Below are 17,719 nucleotides of genomic sequence, written 5' to 3' on the forward strand. Positions count from 1 at the left end.
TGTTCCTGGAGATCTAGAGCTTGTTCTTGGAGATCCGGGCCAGGAGCAGGTTCGGGTCCGGGTCCTGCGTGTTGAAGAAGGCCGCGCTGTTCACGTAGACGGTCTTGGCGCGCACCGCCACGGAGGTGGGGTTGTCGAGGCCGTCCGCGCCGGTGAGGACGGTCTTGTGGGTGCCGTCGGGCCGTACGAGCTCCAGCTCGTCGACCTGGTTCAGCGCGGCGAGGACCGTGTCGCCGTGTCCGGTGAAGGCGAAGTCGTCGATGGACGTGAGGCCGGTCGACCGGGTCTCGATCGGGCCGGCCGCGTGGTCGGGACCGGACCCGATCGGGATGCGCAGCAGGGTCGCGCGGGCGGTGTTGGACACCCAGACGGCATCGTCGTGGACCTTGAGGCCGTTGGCGCCGAACGCGATCTGCTCGGTGGGTTCGAGCGCGGCCCCGGTGGCCCAGGCCGTGGGCGTGCCGCCGGTCACGGGGAGGGACCACACCGTGCCGAGCCCCGAGTCGGCGGTGTAGAGGGTGCCGCACTTCTCGTCGAGGGCGAGCCCGTTGGGGAAGGCGTCCGCCGGGAAGAACCCGATCTGCTCCGGCTCGCCACCGCCGGGCGCGATGCGCCAGACGCCGGTCTCCTTCGTGCCGGTGACGTAGGTGACGTACAGGGTGCCGTCGTGGGCGCGGGCGATGCCCAGGACCACGGCCCCGCCGACGGGCGTCTGCGCGTCCGGCACCTCGGGCAGGGTGGCGAGGATCGTCGTCCCGCCCTCCTCGGTGACGCGGGCGACCTGACGGGCGAAGGCGAAGGTGATGTCGGCGGAGCCGTCGGGTTCGAGGGCGATGTTCTCCGCTGTCTGCCCGGCGGCGAAGTCGAAGTGGGCGACGACGCGGGGGTCGGTCACCGTCGGATCGCCGGCCGACGCGGGGCCCGCCGCGAGTACGGCGAGGGCGGCGGTGGCGGTGGCGACGGCGGCGAGGCGTGGGTGTCTCGGCATGGGGGGCTCTCCTTCGAGGCGGCTTGGGGGCGGTGGCCCGAGGAGAACATGACGGGTCGCCGGTCGTGGGGTCCGGCAGCCGTGGCCGAGGGGTCGCCCGCGTGGCCGACGGCATGGGGCCGGTTGGCACTGTGCCCTGGAGTGGCGCGACCGGCGTCCTCCGTCGGACCCGGGCTCCGGAGCCTGAACGTCCAACGGACGCGCCGCCGCGGCGCCCGGCGGACCACAGGGCCGTACTCACCCGGCAGTTGAGTACCCGCACCCTGTCGTCCGGCCGGGCCCCCGCGGGACCGTACGGACATGGGAATCAGCGCGCGTGAGCTCGCCGCCGCCACGCCGGCGAGCCGGGACCGGTACGTCGATCTGCTTCGGGTCGCCTCGCTCGGCGTCGTGGTGCTCGGACACTGGCTGATGGCGGCCGTCACCGGCGACGGGCAGGTCGGCAACCTGCTCGCCGTCGTGCCCGAACTCCAGGTGGTGACCTGGGTGTTCCAGGTGATGCCGGTGTTCTTCTTCGTCGGGGGCTTCTCGCACGCCCTCGCCCACCGCTCCCGCCCGCAGTACGCGGCCTTCCTGCGGGCCCGGCTCCAGCGGCTGCTGCGGCCGACGATGGTGTTCGTGGGCGTCTGGGGCGCCGCCGCGCTCGTACTGCAGCTGTCGGGGGCGGACGGGGGCCTCACCGGGGTCGCGCTGCGACTCGTCACGCAGCCGCTCTGGTTCATCGGGATCTATCTGGCGATGGTCGCGTTCACACCGCCGCTGCTGAGGCTGCACGAGCGGTGGGGGTGGGGCGCGTTCGCGGCGCTCGCGGGCGGCGCGGTCGCGGTGGACGTGCTGCGGTTCGCCGTGGACGTCCCGTTCGTCGAGTTCCTCAACTTCGCCTTCGTGTGGCTCGCGGTCCACCAGCTCGGCTTCCTGCGCGCCGACGGCATGATCCGCCGCCCGGCCCTGCTCGCGGGCGGCGGCCTGCTCGGCGCGACCGCGCTCGTCGCCCTGGGGCCGTATCCGCTGTCGATGGTGGGGATGCCCGGCGAGAAGGTCTCCAACATGGCCCCGCCGACGCTCGCCCTGCTCTGCCACGGACTGTGGCTGGTCGGCGCGGTCGAGCTGCTCAGGGGCCCGGGGGCGCGGCTCGTCGCCCGCGCCGGGGTGTGGCGCGCGGTGGTCGCTGCCAACGGAATCGCGATGACGGCGTTCCTCTGGCACCTGACGGCGATGCTCGGGGTGTACGGGGCGATGCTCGGCCTCGGTGTGGAGCTGCCCGCCCCGGCGACGGGCGCCTGGTGGGCGCAGGTCCCCCTCCGCTTCCTCGCGGCGGGCCTTCTCACGGCGCTGCTCGTGGCCGCGTTCCGCCGCTTCGAGGCCCCGGTCCCGGCGGTCCCGGCGACCGGTGAGGGCGGCCCGGTGGCGGCGGTCGGCATCACGCTCGCGCTCCTCGGAGTCCTGGGCCTCTCCCTGACGGGCTTCGCGGGACTCCTCGACGGTCACTCGGCCACCCTGATCGCCGTCCCGGTCACGGCCCCGGCGGCCGTCGGCCTCGCCCTCGTGGGCTGGCTCCTGGTGGAGCGGGCGGGGCGGGGCCGGCGGACCGGCTGATGGGCAGGGTCAGTCGTCGAGGCGCTCGTCGTCGATGTTCACGGTCACGGTGCCCGGGGGGTAGAGGTCCTCGCGGTCCGTCAGGATCAGATCCATGGTCGGGCGGTGGGGCGAGGGCAGTGCGGTGTAGAGCGCGTGGCAGACGTCGGGCCCGCCGAAACCGCCACGAACCATCCGGGCGACGGTCACGGACGCGACCGTGTCGAGAGGGGCGACATCAATGCCGGGGAGCGCCAGGGCCGCGTCACCCGCGCCTTCGTCGTCGGTCTCGGCCTGGAGCAGACACAGGGCGGGCACCTGGAGATGGCGGAACGGCGAGGCCGCCGCGTTGTCGGCGACACGCTGGATCTTGCGGTGCCCGCGTGCGAGGGCCAGCACCGCGGAGGTGTCGAGGATGATCACGCCGCGGTGTCTCCGAGCGCCCGGCGGGCATTTGCGGCGGCGACTTCGTAGACCTTGTCCAGTGCGTTCGGAGTCGCGTCGAACTCTTCGTCGGTGAGCGTGGAGTGCATGCGCTCGCGCATGATCCGCCGACTCTCGGCGACCTTCTCCTGTGCCTGTACCGCGGTGAGCTGGGAGGCTGCCAGCTCGGTGACGAGTGCTCCTATCGTCGTGCCCCGCTCGCGGGCCAGCGTGGCGAGGTGATCGCGGGTGGTGTCCGGGACCTTGATGGTGGAGTCGGCCATACAGCCACGGTACACCGCAGGTACACCGGGAGTGTACTCGTGGCGGCAACGTACTCTGGGAGATCGATCGATCCCCCGTACAGGAGTCAAAGTGGCCGTCAATCTGGTCAATGTCGAGGCTGTCAGCAAGGTGTACGGCACCCGTGCACTGCTCGACGGCGTCTCGCTCGGCGTCTCCGAGGGGGACCGGATCGGCGTCGTGGGCCGCAACGGCGACGGCAAGACGACCCTCATCCGGATGCTCGCCAAGCTGGAGGAGGCCGACACCGGCCGCGTCACCCACAGCGGCGGGCTCCGCCTCGGCGTGCTCACCCAGCACGACTCGCTGGACCCGAAGGCCACCATCCGGCACGAGGTCATCGGCGTCATGGCCGACCACGAGTGGGCCGGCAGCGCCAAGATCCGCGACGTGCTCACCGGGCTCTTCGGCGGGCTCGGCCTGCCCGGCTTCGAGAACGGCCTCGACACCGTCATCGGCCCGCTCTCCGGTGGCGAGCGCCGCCGGATCGCGCTCGCCAAGCTCCTCATCGACGACCAGGACCTGATCGTCCTCGACGAGCCCACCAACCACCTCGACGTCGAGGGCATCTCCTGGCTCGCCAAGCACCTCCAGGAGCGCCGCTCCGCGCTCGTCTGCGTCACCCACGACCGCTGGTTCCTCGACCAGGTCTGCACCCGCATGTGGGACGTGCAGCGCGGTGACGTCCACGAGTACGAGGGCGGCTACTCCGACTACGTCTTCGCCCGCGCCGAGCGTGAGCGCATCGCCGCCACCGAGGAGACCAAGCGGCAGAACCTGATGCGCAAGGAGCTGGCCTGGCTGCGGCGCGGCGCCCCCGCCCGTACCTCCAAGCCCCGCTACCGCATCGAGGCCGCCAACGAGCTGATCGCCGACGTGCCGCCGCCGCGCGACACCTCCGAGCTGATGAAGTTCGCCAACGCCCGGCTCGGCAAGACCGTCTTCGACCTGGAGGACGTGACCGTCACCGCCGGTCCCAAGACCCTTCTCCAGCACCTCACCTGGCAGCTCGGCCCCGGCGACCGCATCGGCCTCGTCGGCGTCAACGGCGCGGGCAAGACCTCACTCCTGCGCGCCCTCGCGGATGCGGCCGTCACCCAGGGCGAGACGCAGCCCGCGGCCGGCAGCATCACCGTCGGCAAGACCGTCCGGCTCGCCTACCTCTCCCAGGACGTCACCGAACTCCCCGCCACCCTGCGGGTCCTGGAGGCCGTCCAGCAGATCCGCGACCGGGTCGACCTCGGCAAGGGCCGCGAGATGACGGCCGGACAGCTCTGCGAGCAGTTCGGCTTCTCCAAGGAGAAGCAGTGGACGCCGGTCGGCGACCTCTCCGGCGGTGAGCGCCGCCGTCTCCAGCTGCTCCGTCTGCTGATGGACGAGCCGAACGTCCTCTTCCTCGACGAGCCCACCAACGACCTCGACATCGAGACCCTGACCCAGCTGGAGGACCTCCTCGACGGCTGGCCGGGCTCCATGGTCGTCATCTCCCACGACCGGTTCTTCATCGAGCGCACCACCGACCGGACGCTCGCGCTGCTCGGCGACCAGACCCTCCGGATGCTGCCGCGCGGCATCGACGAGTACCTGGAGCGCCGCCGCAAGATGATCGAGGCGTCCGTCCCGACGCCCGCCGCCGCGCCCGCGCAGACCAAGCCCGGCGTCTCCGCCGCGGACTCCCGCGCCGCCAAGAAGGAGCTGCAGAAGGTCGAGCGACAGCTCGACAAGGTCTCCCAGAAGGAGGCCAAACTGCACGCCCAGATCGCCGACAACGCCACCGATTTCGAGAAGGTCGCGAAGCTCGACGCGGAGCTCCGGGAACTCGTGGGTGAGCGCGAGGAATTGGAGATGCGCTGGCTCGAACTGGCCGAGGACGCATAACGAGGGCATCACAGGCCGGTCCTCCCTTGGGTACAAGGGGCGGACCAGTCGCTTTTGCGCCAGTGCGTGAGTGGTAGAAAGAAAACCCGCTCACGTCAAGGGGGAACTGCTGATGACCCAGCCGCCCAGCAACCAGCCGCCGGGGGGCTTCGGAGCTCCCCAGGATCCGAACCAGGGCCCCCACCAGGGCACGCCGCCCGTGCCGCCCGTCCCGCCGCAGGCACCGCAGACCCCGCCGCCGCCCGCAGGCCCGCCGCCGACCGCGCCGCCGGCCGCGCCCGGACCGTACGGGCAGCAGCCGCAGCCCGGTTACGGGTACCCGCAGCAGGGCCAGCCCGGCCAGCCCGGTTACGGCCAGCAGGGCCAGCCCGGCGCCCCCGGCCCGTACGGGCAGCAGCCTCCGCAGCAGCCGTACGGCTACCCGCAGCAGGGCCAGCAGCCCGGCTACGGCCAGCAGCAGCCGGGCCCGTACGGCCAGCAGCAGAACCCCTACGGCGGGTACCCCACCCAGCCGATGTACCAGGGCGCCCCCACCCCGCCGCCCTCGGGCGGCGGCCTCAAGGGCCGTACCGGTCTCGTCGCCGCCGTGGCCGCCGGGGCCGTCCTGGTGGCCGCCGTCACCACCTGGGCCGTCGTCGGCGGTGGTGACGACGAGAAGCCGATCGCCGGTCCGACCACCACCGCCTCCTCCTCCGCCGCTCCCAAGCCCACCGAGTCGGTGGACAAGGGTGACGGAACGGGTGACGGGGACAAGGGCGGCGACGACGACCTCAACGCCGGCCGCCAGGACGGCGAGGCCAAGGTCAACTGGCTCCTCCAGAACGACGTCGACCTGCCCCGCAACGGCGCCGACGTCTACGGCCCGTGGATCGTCGGCGACACCGTCGTCAAGGCCATGTACAAGGGCGTCTCCGGCTACAACCTGAGCGACGGCTCCCCGAAGTGGCACGTCGACGTGCCGTTCGAGCTGTGCGCCGCGCCCGCGGACCCCTCGCCGAGCGGCGTCATGGTCTTCGCCTACGCCGAGAGCGCCAAGGACGGCGCCAAGTGCACCTCGCTCCAGCAGATCGACCTGAAGACCGGCAAGGCCGGCTGGAAGAAGGCCGTACCGAAGCCCAAGGGCCTCTTCGCCTTCTCGGACAACACGCTGTCCATCAGCGGCAACACGGTGACCGTCTCCGGCACCAGCAGCTCCTACGGCTTCTCGCTGACCGACGGCAAGCAGCTCTTCACCGGCGCGACGACCGGCTGCAAGCCCTTCGCGTACGCCGGCGGCAGCAAGCTGATCGCCGCCGTGGACTGCCCGTCGGGCAGCACCACCAAGAAGATCCAGGGCGTCAGCCAGGTCGACCCGAACACCGGCAAGGCCAAGTGGACCTTCAAGCTGGAGGCCGACTGGGAGGTGGACCGGGTCTACTCGATCGACCCGCTGGTCGTCTCCGCCACCCAGCGCGAGCAGAAGAAGTGGACCATCTTCGCGCTCAACGCCAACGGTTCGCTCCGCTCGCAGATCCAGGGCGGCAAGGACAAGTTCGCCCCCTCCTGCGGCGGCGGGTTCGTCATCTTCGGCAAGAACCTCCAGGGCTGCACGGGTGTCGCCGCCGACGCGAACACCTTCTACATGGCCACCGAGACCTCGTACGGCACGCCCAACGAGGTCGTCGCCTTCGACCTGAAGAACGGCAAGGCCAAGTGGCGCTCCAAGGCGCCCGATGAGCAGTCCATGCTCCCGCTCCGCATGGAGGGCGGCCAGGTCCTGGTGTACGTGGACCCGTCGTACGACAAGGGCGGCGCCGTCGCGACGATCGCCCCGACCGGCGGTGCGCCGAAGATCGTGCTCCAGCACCCGGCGTCGACGGCCCAGGTCGAGAACAACTTCTACAGCCCGGGCTACGCGTACGGCGCCGGCACCTTCGTCGTGGCGGCCGGGCGCGTCTCCGCGTCGAACGACAAGGAAGAAAAGCTGGTCAAGACGATGATGGCCTTCAGCAAGTGAGGTACACGGACCGATGACGCAGCCACCCCCTCCTCCACCGAACCAGCCCCCGGACCCGCAGGGCGGCTTCGGCGCGCCGACGCCGCCCCCGGCGCAGCAGCCGGAGCCCGGCTACGGCTACCCGCAGCCGCAGCAGCCGCAGCAGCCGGACCAGGGGTACGGGTACCCGCAGCAGGCACCGGACCAGGGTTACGGCTATCCGCAGCAGCCGTACGGTCAGCCGCAGCAGCAGCCGGACCAGGGCTACGGATACCCGGCGCAGCCGCCCACGCAGCCGCAGCAGCCCTACGGGGCCGCCGGATACCAGCAGCCGGCCCAGCCCCCGTACGGCTATCCGCCCCAGCCGCAGCAGCCCTACGGCGGGTACCAGCAGCCCGCCACGGCCGCGGTCCCGGCCGTGGCGGGCGGCGGCAGGAAGCTGTCGGCACAGCTCCAGATCGTCATCGCGGCGGTCGTCGCCGTCGTCCTGATCGTCGGTGTCGGCATCTGGTACGCCAACTCCGGTGACGGCGGGGGCAAGGACGACGAGGCCAAGGGCACGGCCGGCACCTCGCAGGGCGCCACCGGCGACGGTGGTTCCGGTGACACCAAGGGCATCGGTGGCGGCGGCAAGGAGAAGGCGCCGGCGAACACCAAGGCGAAGAAGGCCTTCCAGCTGGAGCCGCCGGTGGTCCCGGACATCACCGATGTCTCGGGTTCCTGGCTCACCGACACGGCGTACGTGAAGACGGGCGTCAACTCGGTCGTCGCCCACGACCGTGACAAGGGCACCGTCCTGTGGACGCTGCCCCTGACCGGTCAGGTCTGCGGCAGCTCGCGTCATCTGACCGAGGACAACAAGCTGGCGATCCTCTTCGAGGCCAAGAAGCGGGTCGCGCCGCGCTACTACCAGCAGTGCACCGAGGTCGGCCTGGTCGACCTGAACACGGGCAAGCTGCTGTGGTCCACCTCGGTCACCGGCGGCACCGGCGGGGACGAGAAGGTCCGGTTCGGCGAGGTCACGGTCAGCGGGAAGACGGTCGCGGCCGGCGGCGGTGACGGCGGCGCAGCCTTCGACATCGCCAACGGCAATCCGCGCTGGAAGCCGCAGGCCAACGACCAGAACTGCTTCGACCTGGGGTACGGCGGCGGCGCGGGTCTCGTCGCGGTCCGCAAGTGCGGCCCGTACGAGGCCCAGTACGTGATGATCCAGAACCTCGACCCGATGACGGGCGCCCCGGTCTCGCAGTTCAAGATGCCGACCGGTGTGAAGTACGCGTCGATCGTCTCCACCAAGCCGCTGGTCGTCGCGGCCGACGTCGGCGAGAGCGCCGGCGACGGCAGTGGCATCTCGGACTTCTTCTCCCTCGACGAGAAGACCGGGAAGCTGAAGGTGAAGATCACGGCGGACGCCGAACAGTACGGGGCCCGCTGCCGGTCGACCAAGGTCGAGTCCTGCACGCAGGCGCTCGTCGGCAACGGCCGGCTGTACGTGCCGACCGAGGATCACGAGGGCTCCACCGGCGAGTTCGGCGACGAGACGAACGAGCTGATCGCCTTCGACCTGGCGACGGGGAAGACGGCGCCGGAGAAGGCGGACGCGGGCGACAAGTACACCCTGGTCCCGCTCCGCATGGACGGCGGCAACATCATCGCGTACAAGGAACCGCCCTACGACAAGGGCGGGCAGATCGTCTCGGTCGACGGCGGCACGATGAAGGAGACGCTCCTCCTGGAGAACCCGTCGAACTCCACCATCCGGAGCCTGGAGAAGGCCTTCTCCCCGGACTACTCGGAGATCCTGTACGGCGACGGGCGGCTGTTCATGTCCGACATGATGCTCTCCAAGCCGCGGGCGTCGGCTTCGCCGACCGACAAGGAGTATCTGGCGGTGTCGTTCAGCAATCGCTGAACTCGTTGACATCGCACGGATGTTCGTGAGGTTCGCGCGGCCCGGCGCGTCGGTTCACCCCGACGCGCCGGGCCGTTTGCGCAGGGTGCCGGTGGGTGAGGAATTCGGGGTCGAGCGGGTGGCCGGCGGACGGCGGCCCGGAGGATGGGGGATGACCGGGATGGGCGTACGGCTCGTGGTGGTGGACGACCACCGCCTGCTCGCGGAGGCGCTCGCCTCGGCACTGAAGCTGCGCGGGCACCGGGTGCTCGCGGCGGCCGCGCCGGTGGCCGGGGCGGCGGAGCTGGTGGTGAGCCGGGCGCCGGAGGTCTGCCTCCTGGGCACGGCGGCCCCGGCCGAGCCGGGGGCCTTCGACGTGGTCGTCCGGATCAAGCGGGAGCGGCCGCAGGTGGCGGTGGTCGTCCTCGGGCCGGTGCCCTCGCCGCGCGGTATCGCGGCGGCCTTCGCGGCCGGGGCCTCGGGATACGTCCGGCACGACGAGCGCATCGAGGGCGTCGAGCGCGCCCTGGTGAAGGCCAGGGCGGGGGAGTCGGCGGTGGCCCCGCAGCTGCTCCAGTCGGCCTTCGCGGAGCTGCTCCACCCCTCGGTGCAGCCGGACGACGAGGGTCAGCGGCTGCTGCGGCTGCTGACCCAGCGGGAGGTGGAGGTCCTCGTCCGGGTCGCGGAGGGGGAGGACACCCGGCTGATCGCGGAGGGCATGAGGATCGCGCCGAGCACCGCCCGGACGCATGTGCAGCGGGTCCTGATGAAGCTGGGGGTGGGGTCGCGCCTTGAGGCGGCGGCCCTCGCGGCCCGCACGGGGCTGCTCGACCGCGCGCTGCCGGGGCCGCGGCGATCCTCCTGATCGCTTCCCCTCCGACCTGAGAAATCTCCCCGTCCGGCCCCTCCTGGAGGTGGGGCCGGGCTTCGGCGTTGACGGTGATGTTTGAATGTGATTCCTTGTGCGTGGTTATGTTTGATCCCGCCGGAGGGCACCCCGTGAAGAAGACCGTCACCACGCTCGCCGACGGGCGCGAGCTGATCTACTACGACACGCGTGACGACGCCGTCCGCACCGCCGTCGACACCCGGCCGCTCGACCCCGTCGCCTCGGCCACCGAGCTCCGGTACGACGAGCTCCTCGGGGACTCCGTCGCCGTCGCCTCGCACCGCCAGGGCCGGACGTACCACCCGCCCGTGGGGGAGTGCCCCCTCTGCCCGTCCGCCGACGGACGGCAGAGCGAGATCCCGGCCCCCGACTACGAGGTCGCCGTCTTCGAGAACCGCTTCCCCACCCTCGCCGGGGAGTCCGGCCGCTGCGAGGTCGTCTGCTTCACCGCCGACCACGAGGCCTCCTTCGCCGACCTCAGCCCCGAGCGCGCCGCGCTGGTGCTCGACGCCTGGATCGACCGGACCACCGAACTCGCCGAGCGGCCCGGCGTCGAGCAGGTGTACTGCTTCGAGAACCGCGGCGCGGAGATCGGCGTCACCCTCGCCCACCCGCACGGGCAGATCTACGCCTACCCGTCCGCCACGCCCCGGACCGCCCTCATGCGGCGCCGCGCGGCCGAGCACCGGGCCCGCACCGGCGGCAACCTCTTCGACGACGTCCTCGCCCGGGAACGCGCCGACGCCGAGCGGATCGTCCTGGAGACCGAGCACTGGATCGCCTTCGTGCCGTACGCCGCCCACTGGCCGTACGAGGTCCACCTCTACCCGACCCGCCGGGTGCCCGACCTGCGCGCGCTCGACGAGGCGGCCCGCACAGAGTTCCCACAGATCTATCTGGAACTCTTGAGGCGCTTCGACCGGATCTTCGGACCGGGGGAGCCGCCCACGCCGTACATCTCCGCCTGGCACCAGGCGCCGTTCACCGGCGAGGACCGCGAGGAGTTCGGGCTCCACCTGGAACTCTTCACCGTCCGTCGGACGGCCGGCAGGCTCAAGTACCTCGCGGGCACGGAGTCCGGCATGAGCGCGTTCAGCAACGACGTACCGCCGGAGACGGCGGCCCGGCGACTCCGAGAGGTGGCAAGCAAGTGACCGAGGCCGTGAAGAAGTACCTGGTGACCGGAGGGGCCGGATACGTGGGCAGCGTCGTCGCCGCCCACCTCCTGGAGCGGGGCCACCGGGTCACCGTCCTCGACGACCTCTCCACCGGCTTCGCCGAAGCCGTCCCGGCAGGTGCCGAGTTCATCGAGGGCCGCGTCCAGGACGCCGCGAAGTGGCTCGACGACTCCTACGACGGCGTCCTGCACTTCGCCGCCTTCTCCCAGGTCGGCGAGTCCGTCGCCGATCCCGGGAAGTACTGGGAGAACAACGTCGGCGGCACCATGGCCCTGCTCGCCGCCCTGCGCTCCGCCGGGGTCCGCAAGCTGGTCTTCTCCTCCACCGCCGCCACCTACGGCGAGCCGGAGACGGTGCCGATCACCGAGACCGCGCCGACCGCCCCCACCAGCCCGTACGGGGCGAGCAAGCTCGCCGTCGACCACATGATCGGCGGGGAGTGCACCGCCCACGGCCTGGCCGCCGTCTCGCTGCGCTACTTCAACGTGGCGGGGGCGTACGGCTCCCTCGGCGAGCGGCACGAGCCCGAGTCGCACCTGATCCCGCTCGTCCTCCAGGTCGCCCTCGGCCGGCGCGAGGCGATCTCCGTGTACGGCGAGGACTACCCGACCCCCGACGGCACCTGCGTCCGCGACTACATCCACGTCGCCGACCTCGCCGAGGCCCACCTCCTCGCGCTCGACGCCATGACCGCGGACACCGTGCCGGCCGGCGAGCACCTGATCTGCAACCTGGGCAACGGCAACGGCTTCTCCGTCCGTGAGGTCGTCGAGACCGTACGGAAGGTCACCGGGCACCCGATCCCGGAGATCACCGCCCCCCGCCGGGCCGGCGACCCCGCCGTCCTCGTCGCCTCCGCCGGGGCCGCCCGCGAACGGCTCGGCTGGACGCCGTCCCGCCCGGACCTCGCCGACGTCGTCGCCGCCGCCTGGGCCTTCGCCCGGCAGCAGCACGAGGGGGGACGCGCATGAGCGTCGCCGCCGACTTCGAGGCGCTGTACGGCGCCGCCCCCGACGGTGTCTGGGCCGCCCCCGGGCGGGTCAACCTCATCGGGGAGTACACCGACTTCAACGACGGCTTCGTGCTGCCGCTCGCCCTGCCGCACACCACCGTCGCCGCCGTCTCCCGCCGTGACGACGGGGTGCTGCGCCTGCACTCCGCCGACATCGACGGCGGCATCGTCCAGCTGGCGGTCGACTCCCTCGAACCGCTCTCCGGCGGCGGCTGGGCGGCCTACCCGGCCGGTGTCGTCTGGGCGCTGCGGGAGGCCGGGCACCCGGTGGCGGGCGCGGACGTCCACCTCACCTCGACCGTGCCGACCGGCGCCGGGCTGTCCTCCTCGGCGGCCCTGGAGGTCGTCACCGCGCTCGCCCTGAACGACCTGTTCGGCCTCGGGCTCTCCCGGCCCGAACTCGCCGAGCTCGCCCAGCGCGCCGAGAACGCCTTCGTCGGCGTCCCCTGCGGTGTGATGGACCAGATGGCCTCCGCCTGCGCCGAGGAGGGCCACGCCCTCCATCTGGACACCCGGGACCTCTCGTACCGTCAGGTCCCCTTCGACCTGGCCCGGGAGGGGCTGCGGCTGCTCGTCGTCGACACCCGGGTGAAGCACGCGCTCGGGGACGGCGCGTACGCCGAGCGGCGCGCCGGGTGCGAAGCAGGTGCGCGGGCGCTCGGCGCCCGGGCCCTGCGCGACGTGAGCGCCGCGCATCTATCCGAATCCCTCGCACTCCTGGGCGACGAGACGATTCTGCGTTACGTGCGGCACGTCGTCACCGACAACGCCCGCGTGGAGCGGACGATCGCGTTGCTGGACGCCGGGGACACCCGGGCCGTCGGTCCCGTCCTCACCGAGGGGCACGCCTCCCTCCGGGACGATCTGCGGGTCTCCTGCCCCGAGCTGGACCTAGTCGTCGAGGCGGCGAACGCCGCCGGGGCGCTCGGCGCCCGGATGACCGGCGGCGGCTTCGGCGGTTCGGCCCTGGTCCTGGTCGACACCGACCGGGCGGACGCGGTCGCCGCCGCCGTCGAGAAGGCCTTCGCCGGGGCCGGATACGCGGCCCCCGGCATCTTCCCGGCCATCCCCTCGGCAGGCGCCCGCCGACTCTGACACCCCCGCCGACACCCTCCGTGCGGAGCCTCCGACACCCCCCGTACTCCCGTACGACTTCGGACAGTTCCGTGAATCGGCCCCCACCGCGACGCCCCGCCCCTACTCTGAGGGGCAGCGCCGGTGGGGGCCGGTGCTGTTCAGGGGGCGAGACCCGGTCGGGTACGGCGCCGGTAGCGGGGTAACAGTCAACGCACGGCGGCGGCCGCGCGTATGACGGACCCGCCTCCGGCGCCGTGCCCGCGTCGGTTCCGTTCCTCGACACTTGGGGGTGCCCGTGGCACGTATCCGTGTCCTCGTGGTGGACGACCACCGCGTCTTCGCCGAATCGCTGGCCGCCGCACTCGCGGCCGAGCCCGATGTCGACGTCGCCGCCGCGGGAAGCGGCCCGGCCGCCCTGCGCTGCCTGGAGCGCGGCGCCTCGGAGGGCCGCAGGTTCGATGTGCTGCTCGTCGACGCCGAGCTCGGCGCCGGGCCCCCGGGGGCCGTGGCCCGCGCGGTGCCGGACGACGCGGAGGGCGCCGTCGACGGGATCTCCCTGGTCGCCGGGGTGCGCGCGGTCCAGCCCGCGGTCCGCACCGTCGTCCTCGCGGAGAAGGACGACCCGCAGCGGGCCGCCCTCGCGCTGCAGGCCGGGGCGTCCGGCTGGGTGGCGAAGGACTGCTCGCTCCAGCGGCTCCTCGCGGTGGTCCGGGGGGTGCTGCGGGACGAGACGCATCTGCCGCCGGCGCTGCTCACGGGTGTCCTGCGGGAGCTGACCGCGGCGCGCAAGCACCGGACGGACAGCGAGCGGCTGGTGGAGTCGCTGACCCCGCGCGAGCGGGAGGTGCTGCGCTGCATGGTCGCGGGCCTGGGCCGCAAGGCGGTCGCCGAGCGCCTCTTCCTGTCCCCGCACACCGTCCGTACGCACATGCAGAACGTGCTGGGGAAGCTGGGCGTGCACTCGACCCTGGCGGCGGTGGCCCTGGCCAGGCGGGCAGGGGTGGGGCCGGCCCAGCTGGGCGAGGCGCCGCTGTCCGGACTCTCCGGGGCCGGGCTCCCGGGGGCCGGGCTATCCGGGGACGTTGTCGAACGGGGCGGTCAGCTGGCGTAGCAGCCCGGCCAGTTCGCCGCGCTGGGCCCGGGAGAGCTGGGCCAGGATGGCACGCTCCTGGGCGAGCAGTCCGGCGAGCGCCTCGTCGGCGCGGTCGCGGCCCTCGGGGGTGAGCCGGACCAGGACGCCGCGCCGGTCGCTGGGGTCGGGGAGCCGCTCGACGAGGCCCTTCTTGGTGAGCCGGTCGATGCGGTTGGTCATGGTGCCGGAGGTGACCAGGGTCTGGGTCAGGAGCTGACCGGGGGAGAGCTGGTAGGGCGCTCCGGCGCGGCGCAGGGAGGTGAGGACGTCGAACTCCCAGGGCTCCAGCTGGTGCTCCGAGAAGGCGAGCCGACGGGCGCGGTCGAGGTGCCGGGCGAGCCGTGAGACGCGGCTGAGCACCTCGAGCGGTTCCACGTCGAGGTCGGGGCGCTCGCGGCGCCATGCTGCGACCAGTCGGTCGACCTCGTCCTCCATGTCGATCAGTGTAGAGGGTCTGTTGACATAAAGTCTCTTGGGGTCAAGTTTCTTGATATCGAGTATCTTGGATTCAAGATATATTTCCCTGGACTATGGGGAAGGGACCCGGCCGGAACTCCGTTCCGCTTCGGCAACTCGTTCCAGCAAGGGGGCTTCGAACATGCATTCCGTGGAATCCGCCGCACCAACCGCACCAACCGCACCGACATGGGATCCGCAGCAGTACCTCCGGCACTCCGGGCACCGCACCCGGCCCTTCCTCGACCTGCTCACCCGAATACCGCACCTGCCCGCCCAGGACCGGCCCGCCCGCATCGCCGATCTCGGCTGCGGACCCGGCAACGTGACGGTCCTCCTCGCCGACCGCTGGGCCGACGCCCACATCACCGGCTTCGACCTCTCGCCCGACATGCTGGAACAGGCCGAGAAGGACTGGTCCGGCACCACCCGGGGCGGCGGCTGGATCGACTTCCGGCCCGCCGACGCCGCCCACTGGACCCCCGCCGAGCCCTACGACCTGATCGTCTCCAACGCGGCCCTCCAATGGGTGCCCAACCACCCCGAGTCCTTCGCCGGCTGGATCGACGGACTCCGCCCCGGGGGCACCCTCGCCTTCCAGGTCCCCGGCAACTTCACCTCGCCCAGCCACGCCCTGCTCGGCGAACTCTGCGACACCCCCGAGTGGCGCCACCGCCTCGGCGACCAGGGCCGCCGCTTCGTCCACATCCTCGACGCCTCCGACTACCTCACCCGCCTCACCGACCTGGGTTGCGAGACGGATGTCTGGGAGACCACGTACTGCCAGCTGCTCCAGGGCGAGGACCCCGTGCTCGACTGGGTCAAGGGCACGGCCCTGCGGCCCGTCCTCACCACCCTGGGCGACGACCAGGAAGCGATCGACGCCTTCCTCGGCCAGTACCGCGACCTCCTGCGCGAGGCCTACCCCCAAGGTCCGCACGGCACCGTGTTCCCGTTCCGCCGGATCTTCGCCGTCGCGCGCAAGCCGTCCTGACCGGTGGGGCAGGACGCGCGGACGCCCCGCACCGGAACTCCGGTGCGGGGCGTCCGCGGGTACGGGACGGTGCTACGACATGGCGTTGTAGATCTGGAAGCCGGAGCCGGTCTTGGTCCGCGTGCCGAACTTGCCCGGGGCCGTGTTCAGGTAGTCGTAGAGGTCGCCCGACGAGGTGACACCCAGCAGGTCGGCCTTGCCGTCGGCGTTCAGGTCGCCCGGCGTGACCAGCTTGGTGTACGTGTTCCAGCCGCCGCCGACGCTCAGCCGCGCACCGAACGGCGTGGCCGCGATACCCGTGCCCGGGTACACGTACAGGTCGCCGCCCGAGGTGCGGGCCACGACGTCCGCGCGGCCGTCGCCGGTGTAGTCGCCCGCGCCGAGGATCTTGTTGAAGGCGCCCCAGCCGCCGCCGACCTTGATGCGCGACGCGAAGCCCGTGCTCTGGCCGTTGCCCTTGTACAGGTACAGGTTGCCGGAGCGGTCGCGGGCCAGCAGGTCGCCCTTGCCGTCGCCCGTCAGGTCACCGGGGCCGGCCAGGGCGTTGTAGACGCCCCAGCCCGAGCCGACGTAGGTGCCGTCGATGTAGAGGCCGTTGTCGAAGAGCTGCGCGATGTCGGACTCGCCGTCCGGGTCCAGCGAGGACAGGTGCGTGAAGTCCGCGCCCTGCCAGCCGTTCGCCGGGCCGAACTGGCTGCGGGTGGTGAGCAGACCGTTGGTCCGGGCGCCGTAGAAGTACATCGTGCCGGACGCGTCCCGCGCCAGGACGCCTTCCTTGGTGGCGGCGACCGGGCTGTTGCTCGCCCCGCCGAACTGCGGGACGAAGTGCCAGTAGCCCGCGTCGCCGGACTGCATGCGGGGCGCGAGGGTGCCGTCGCCCTTGCCGCTGTAGTACCAGAAGGTGCCCTTGGTGTCGCGGGCGAGCATCTCGCCCGCGCCGTCGCCGTTGTCGTCGCCGACGGGAATGATCTGGTTGTAGGCGCCCCAGCCGGAGCCGACCTTCACCCGGCCGGCGAACGGCCCGCTCTTGTCGCCGCGGCCGGCGTAGAACCACAGGGTGCCGGCGGTGTCGCGGGCGTACAGATCGGCCCAGCCGTCGCCGTTGTTGTCGCCGAAGCCCACGATCTGGTCGTAGGCGTTCCAGCCGGGGCCGAGCTTCACCCGCGCCGAGAACGGCGCGGTGCGGTTGCCGGTGGCGTAGTACAGGTACAGGTTGCCGCTGTTGTCGCGGGCGAGCAGGTCCGCCCGGTTGTCGTCGTTCACGTCGCCGGGCGAGACGAGCTTGTTGTAGATCTGCCAGCCGTAGCCCCGCCACGCGTACGTCGCGGCGGTGGACGTCGCGTCCGCGTACATCGTGAGCGCGCCCTGCTCCGAGAGCATCAGGACCTCGGGACCGCCGCCGGTCGCGTCCTGGTTGCCGATCGGAACGACGTCCTTCGGGGGCTGGTCGGCGGTGCCGTTGAAGAGACCGCCATCGCCCGTGGTCGTCGCGGTGTAGACGTCGCCGGTCCAGGCGCGGTAGATCAGGTCGCTCACCCCGTCGCCGTCGAAGTCCGACAGCGGATCGGCGACCCTGGACCCCTCGGCCGCGGCGGCACCCGCCCGGGCCGGGCCGGAACCCGCCCGGGCCGCGCCGGCCGACGGACGCGTCAGCGTCGGCGGGGTGAAGTCGGCCGACGGACGCTCGACCGCGGGGAGCGGCGCGGGCTCCCCGGCCGAGGCCGGGGCTGCGAGCAGCATGCCCGCAGACAGGACGAGAGCGGTGCAGGCCGCGAGGCGGGCACGCGTGGAGTGCACAGAACGCAAGAGATCCCCCCCAGGGATCAGAATGTCGTCGGACCGGGAACGGGGTTCGCGGCACCTCGTGCGGCAGGAGCGCGTACGGAGGGCGAAACACCCACCCGGGTGTCCGGGGAGCATATCGCCCGGGAGTGACACGACTCCCGGC

15 protein-coding genes are annotated in these 17,719 nt (G+C 72.1%); 10 read left to right on the forward strand and 5 right to left on the reverse strand.

What is annotated here, in order from left to right:
• Window positions 1-13: 13 nt before the first annotated feature.
• Entirely contained in the window at window positions 14-988 is a 975-nt protein-coding gene (locus OG259_RS24740; protein ID WP_328944256.1) for a hypothetical protein, read from the reverse strand.
• Window positions 989-1,288: 300 nt separating this feature from the next.
• On the opposite strand from OG259_RS24740, the gene OG259_RS24745 reads away from it, so the two are divergent.
• On the forward strand, window positions 1,289-2,584 hold the full coding sequence (locus OG259_RS24745; protein ID WP_328944257.1) for an acyltransferase family protein: 1,296 nt from the start codon (window positions 1,289-1,291) through the stop codon (window positions 2,582-2,584).
• Between the two features lie 9 nt (window positions 2,585-2,593).
• On the opposite strand, the gene OG259_RS24750 is transcribed toward OG259_RS24745, so the two are convergent.
• Window positions 2,594-2,986, reverse strand: coding sequence for a hypothetical protein (locus tag OG259_RS24750; protein ID WP_328944258.1), 393 nt, complete (start codon window positions 2,984-2,986; stop codon window positions 2,594-2,596).
• Window positions 2,983-3,270 (reverse strand): hypothetical protein, encoded by a 288-nt coding sequence (locus OG259_RS24755; protein WP_328944259.1) that lies wholly within the window; start codon window positions 3,268-3,270, stop codon window positions 2,983-2,985. The genes OG259_RS24750 and OG259_RS24755 overlap by 4 nt, the downstream gene beginning before the upstream one ends.
• Before the next feature lie 91 nt (window positions 3,271-3,361).
• Between OG259_RS24755 and OG259_RS24760 the strand changes: the two genes are divergently transcribed.
• From OG259_RS24760 to OG259_RS24795, 8 genes are all read left to right on the forward strand, one after another.
• Window positions 3,362-5,167, forward strand: a complete 1,806-nt coding sequence (locus tag OG259_RS24760; RefSeq protein WP_328944260.1) for an ABC-F family ATP-binding cassette domain-containing protein — start codon at window positions 3,362-3,364, stop codon at window positions 5,165-5,167.
• 112 nt (window positions 5,168-5,279) lie between these two features.
• Window positions 5,280-7,163 (forward strand): outer membrane protein assembly factor BamB family protein, encoded by a 1,884-nt coding sequence (locus OG259_RS24765; protein ID WP_328944261.1) that lies wholly within the window; start codon window positions 5,280-5,282, stop codon window positions 7,161-7,163.
• Between the two features lie 13 nt (window positions 7,164-7,176).
• Window positions 7,177-9,054 (forward strand): outer membrane protein assembly factor BamB family protein, encoded by a 1,878-nt coding sequence (locus tag OG259_RS24770; RefSeq protein ID WP_328944262.1) that lies wholly within the window; start codon window positions 7,177-7,179, stop codon window positions 9,052-9,054.
• 160 nt (window positions 9,055-9,214) lie between these two features.
• Window positions 9,215-9,898, forward strand: coding sequence for a response regulator transcription factor (locus OG259_RS24775; RefSeq protein ID WP_266900801.1), 684 nt, complete (start codon window positions 9,215-9,217; stop codon window positions 9,896-9,898).
• Window positions 9,899-10,032: 134 nt separating this feature from the next.
• Entirely contained in the window at window positions 10,033-11,076 is a 1,044-nt protein-coding gene (galT, locus tag OG259_RS24780) for a galactose-1-phosphate uridylyltransferase (RefSeq protein ID WP_328944263.1), read from the forward strand.
• Window positions 11,073-12,071 carry a UDP-glucose 4-epimerase GalE gene (galE, locus tag OG259_RS24785; RefSeq protein ID WP_328944264.1) on the forward strand — a complete coding sequence of 333 codons (999 nt, stop codon included), beginning with the start codon at window positions 11,073-11,075 and terminating at the stop codon, window positions 12,069-12,071. Before galT ends, galE begins: the two co-directional genes overlap by 4 nt.
• The gene (gene galK, locus OG259_RS24790) at window positions 12,068-13,207 is read left to right on the forward strand and encodes a galactokinase (protein WP_266892775.1); all 1,140 of its coding nucleotides are present in this window, start codon (window positions 12,068-12,070) and stop codon (window positions 13,205-13,207) included. Before galE ends, galK begins: the two co-directional genes overlap by 4 nt.
• Window positions 13,208-13,472: 265 nt before the next feature.
• The gene (locus OG259_RS24795) at window positions 13,473-14,300 is read left to right on the forward strand and encodes a LuxR C-terminal-related transcriptional regulator (RefSeq protein WP_443052009.1); all 828 of its coding nucleotides are present in this window, start codon (window positions 13,473-13,475) and stop codon (window positions 14,298-14,300) included.
• Here the strand turns inward: OG259_RS24795 and OG259_RS24800 are convergent.
• The gene (locus tag OG259_RS24800) at window positions 14,259-14,756 is read right to left on the reverse strand and encodes a MarR family winged helix-turn-helix transcriptional regulator (RefSeq protein WP_328944266.1); all 498 of its coding nucleotides are present in this window, start codon (window positions 14,754-14,756) and stop codon (window positions 14,259-14,261) included. The genes OG259_RS24795 and OG259_RS24800 overlap by 42 nt on opposite strands.
• A 163-nt stretch (window positions 14,757-14,919) precedes the next feature.
• Here OG259_RS24800 and OG259_RS24805 point away from each other — a divergent pair, with 163 nt between their 5' ends.
• Window positions 14,920-15,771 (forward strand): trans-aconitate 2-methyltransferase, encoded by an 852-nt coding sequence (locus OG259_RS24805; protein ID WP_328944267.1) that lies wholly within the window; start codon window positions 14,920-14,922, stop codon window positions 15,769-15,771.
• Between the two features lie 72 nt (window positions 15,772-15,843).
• Here the strand turns inward: OG259_RS24805 and OG259_RS24810 are convergent, their stop codons facing one another.
• Window positions 15,844-17,568 (reverse strand): FG-GAP-like repeat-containing protein, encoded by a 1,725-nt coding sequence (locus tag OG259_RS24810; protein ID WP_328944268.1) that lies wholly within the window; start codon window positions 17,566-17,568, stop codon window positions 15,844-15,846.
• Window positions 17,569-17,719 lie beyond the last annotated feature (151 nt).

Source organism: Streptomyces sp. NBC_00250, from assembly GCF_036192275.1.
GTDB lineage: Bacteria > Actinomycetota > Actinomycetes > Streptomycetales > Streptomycetaceae > Streptomyces.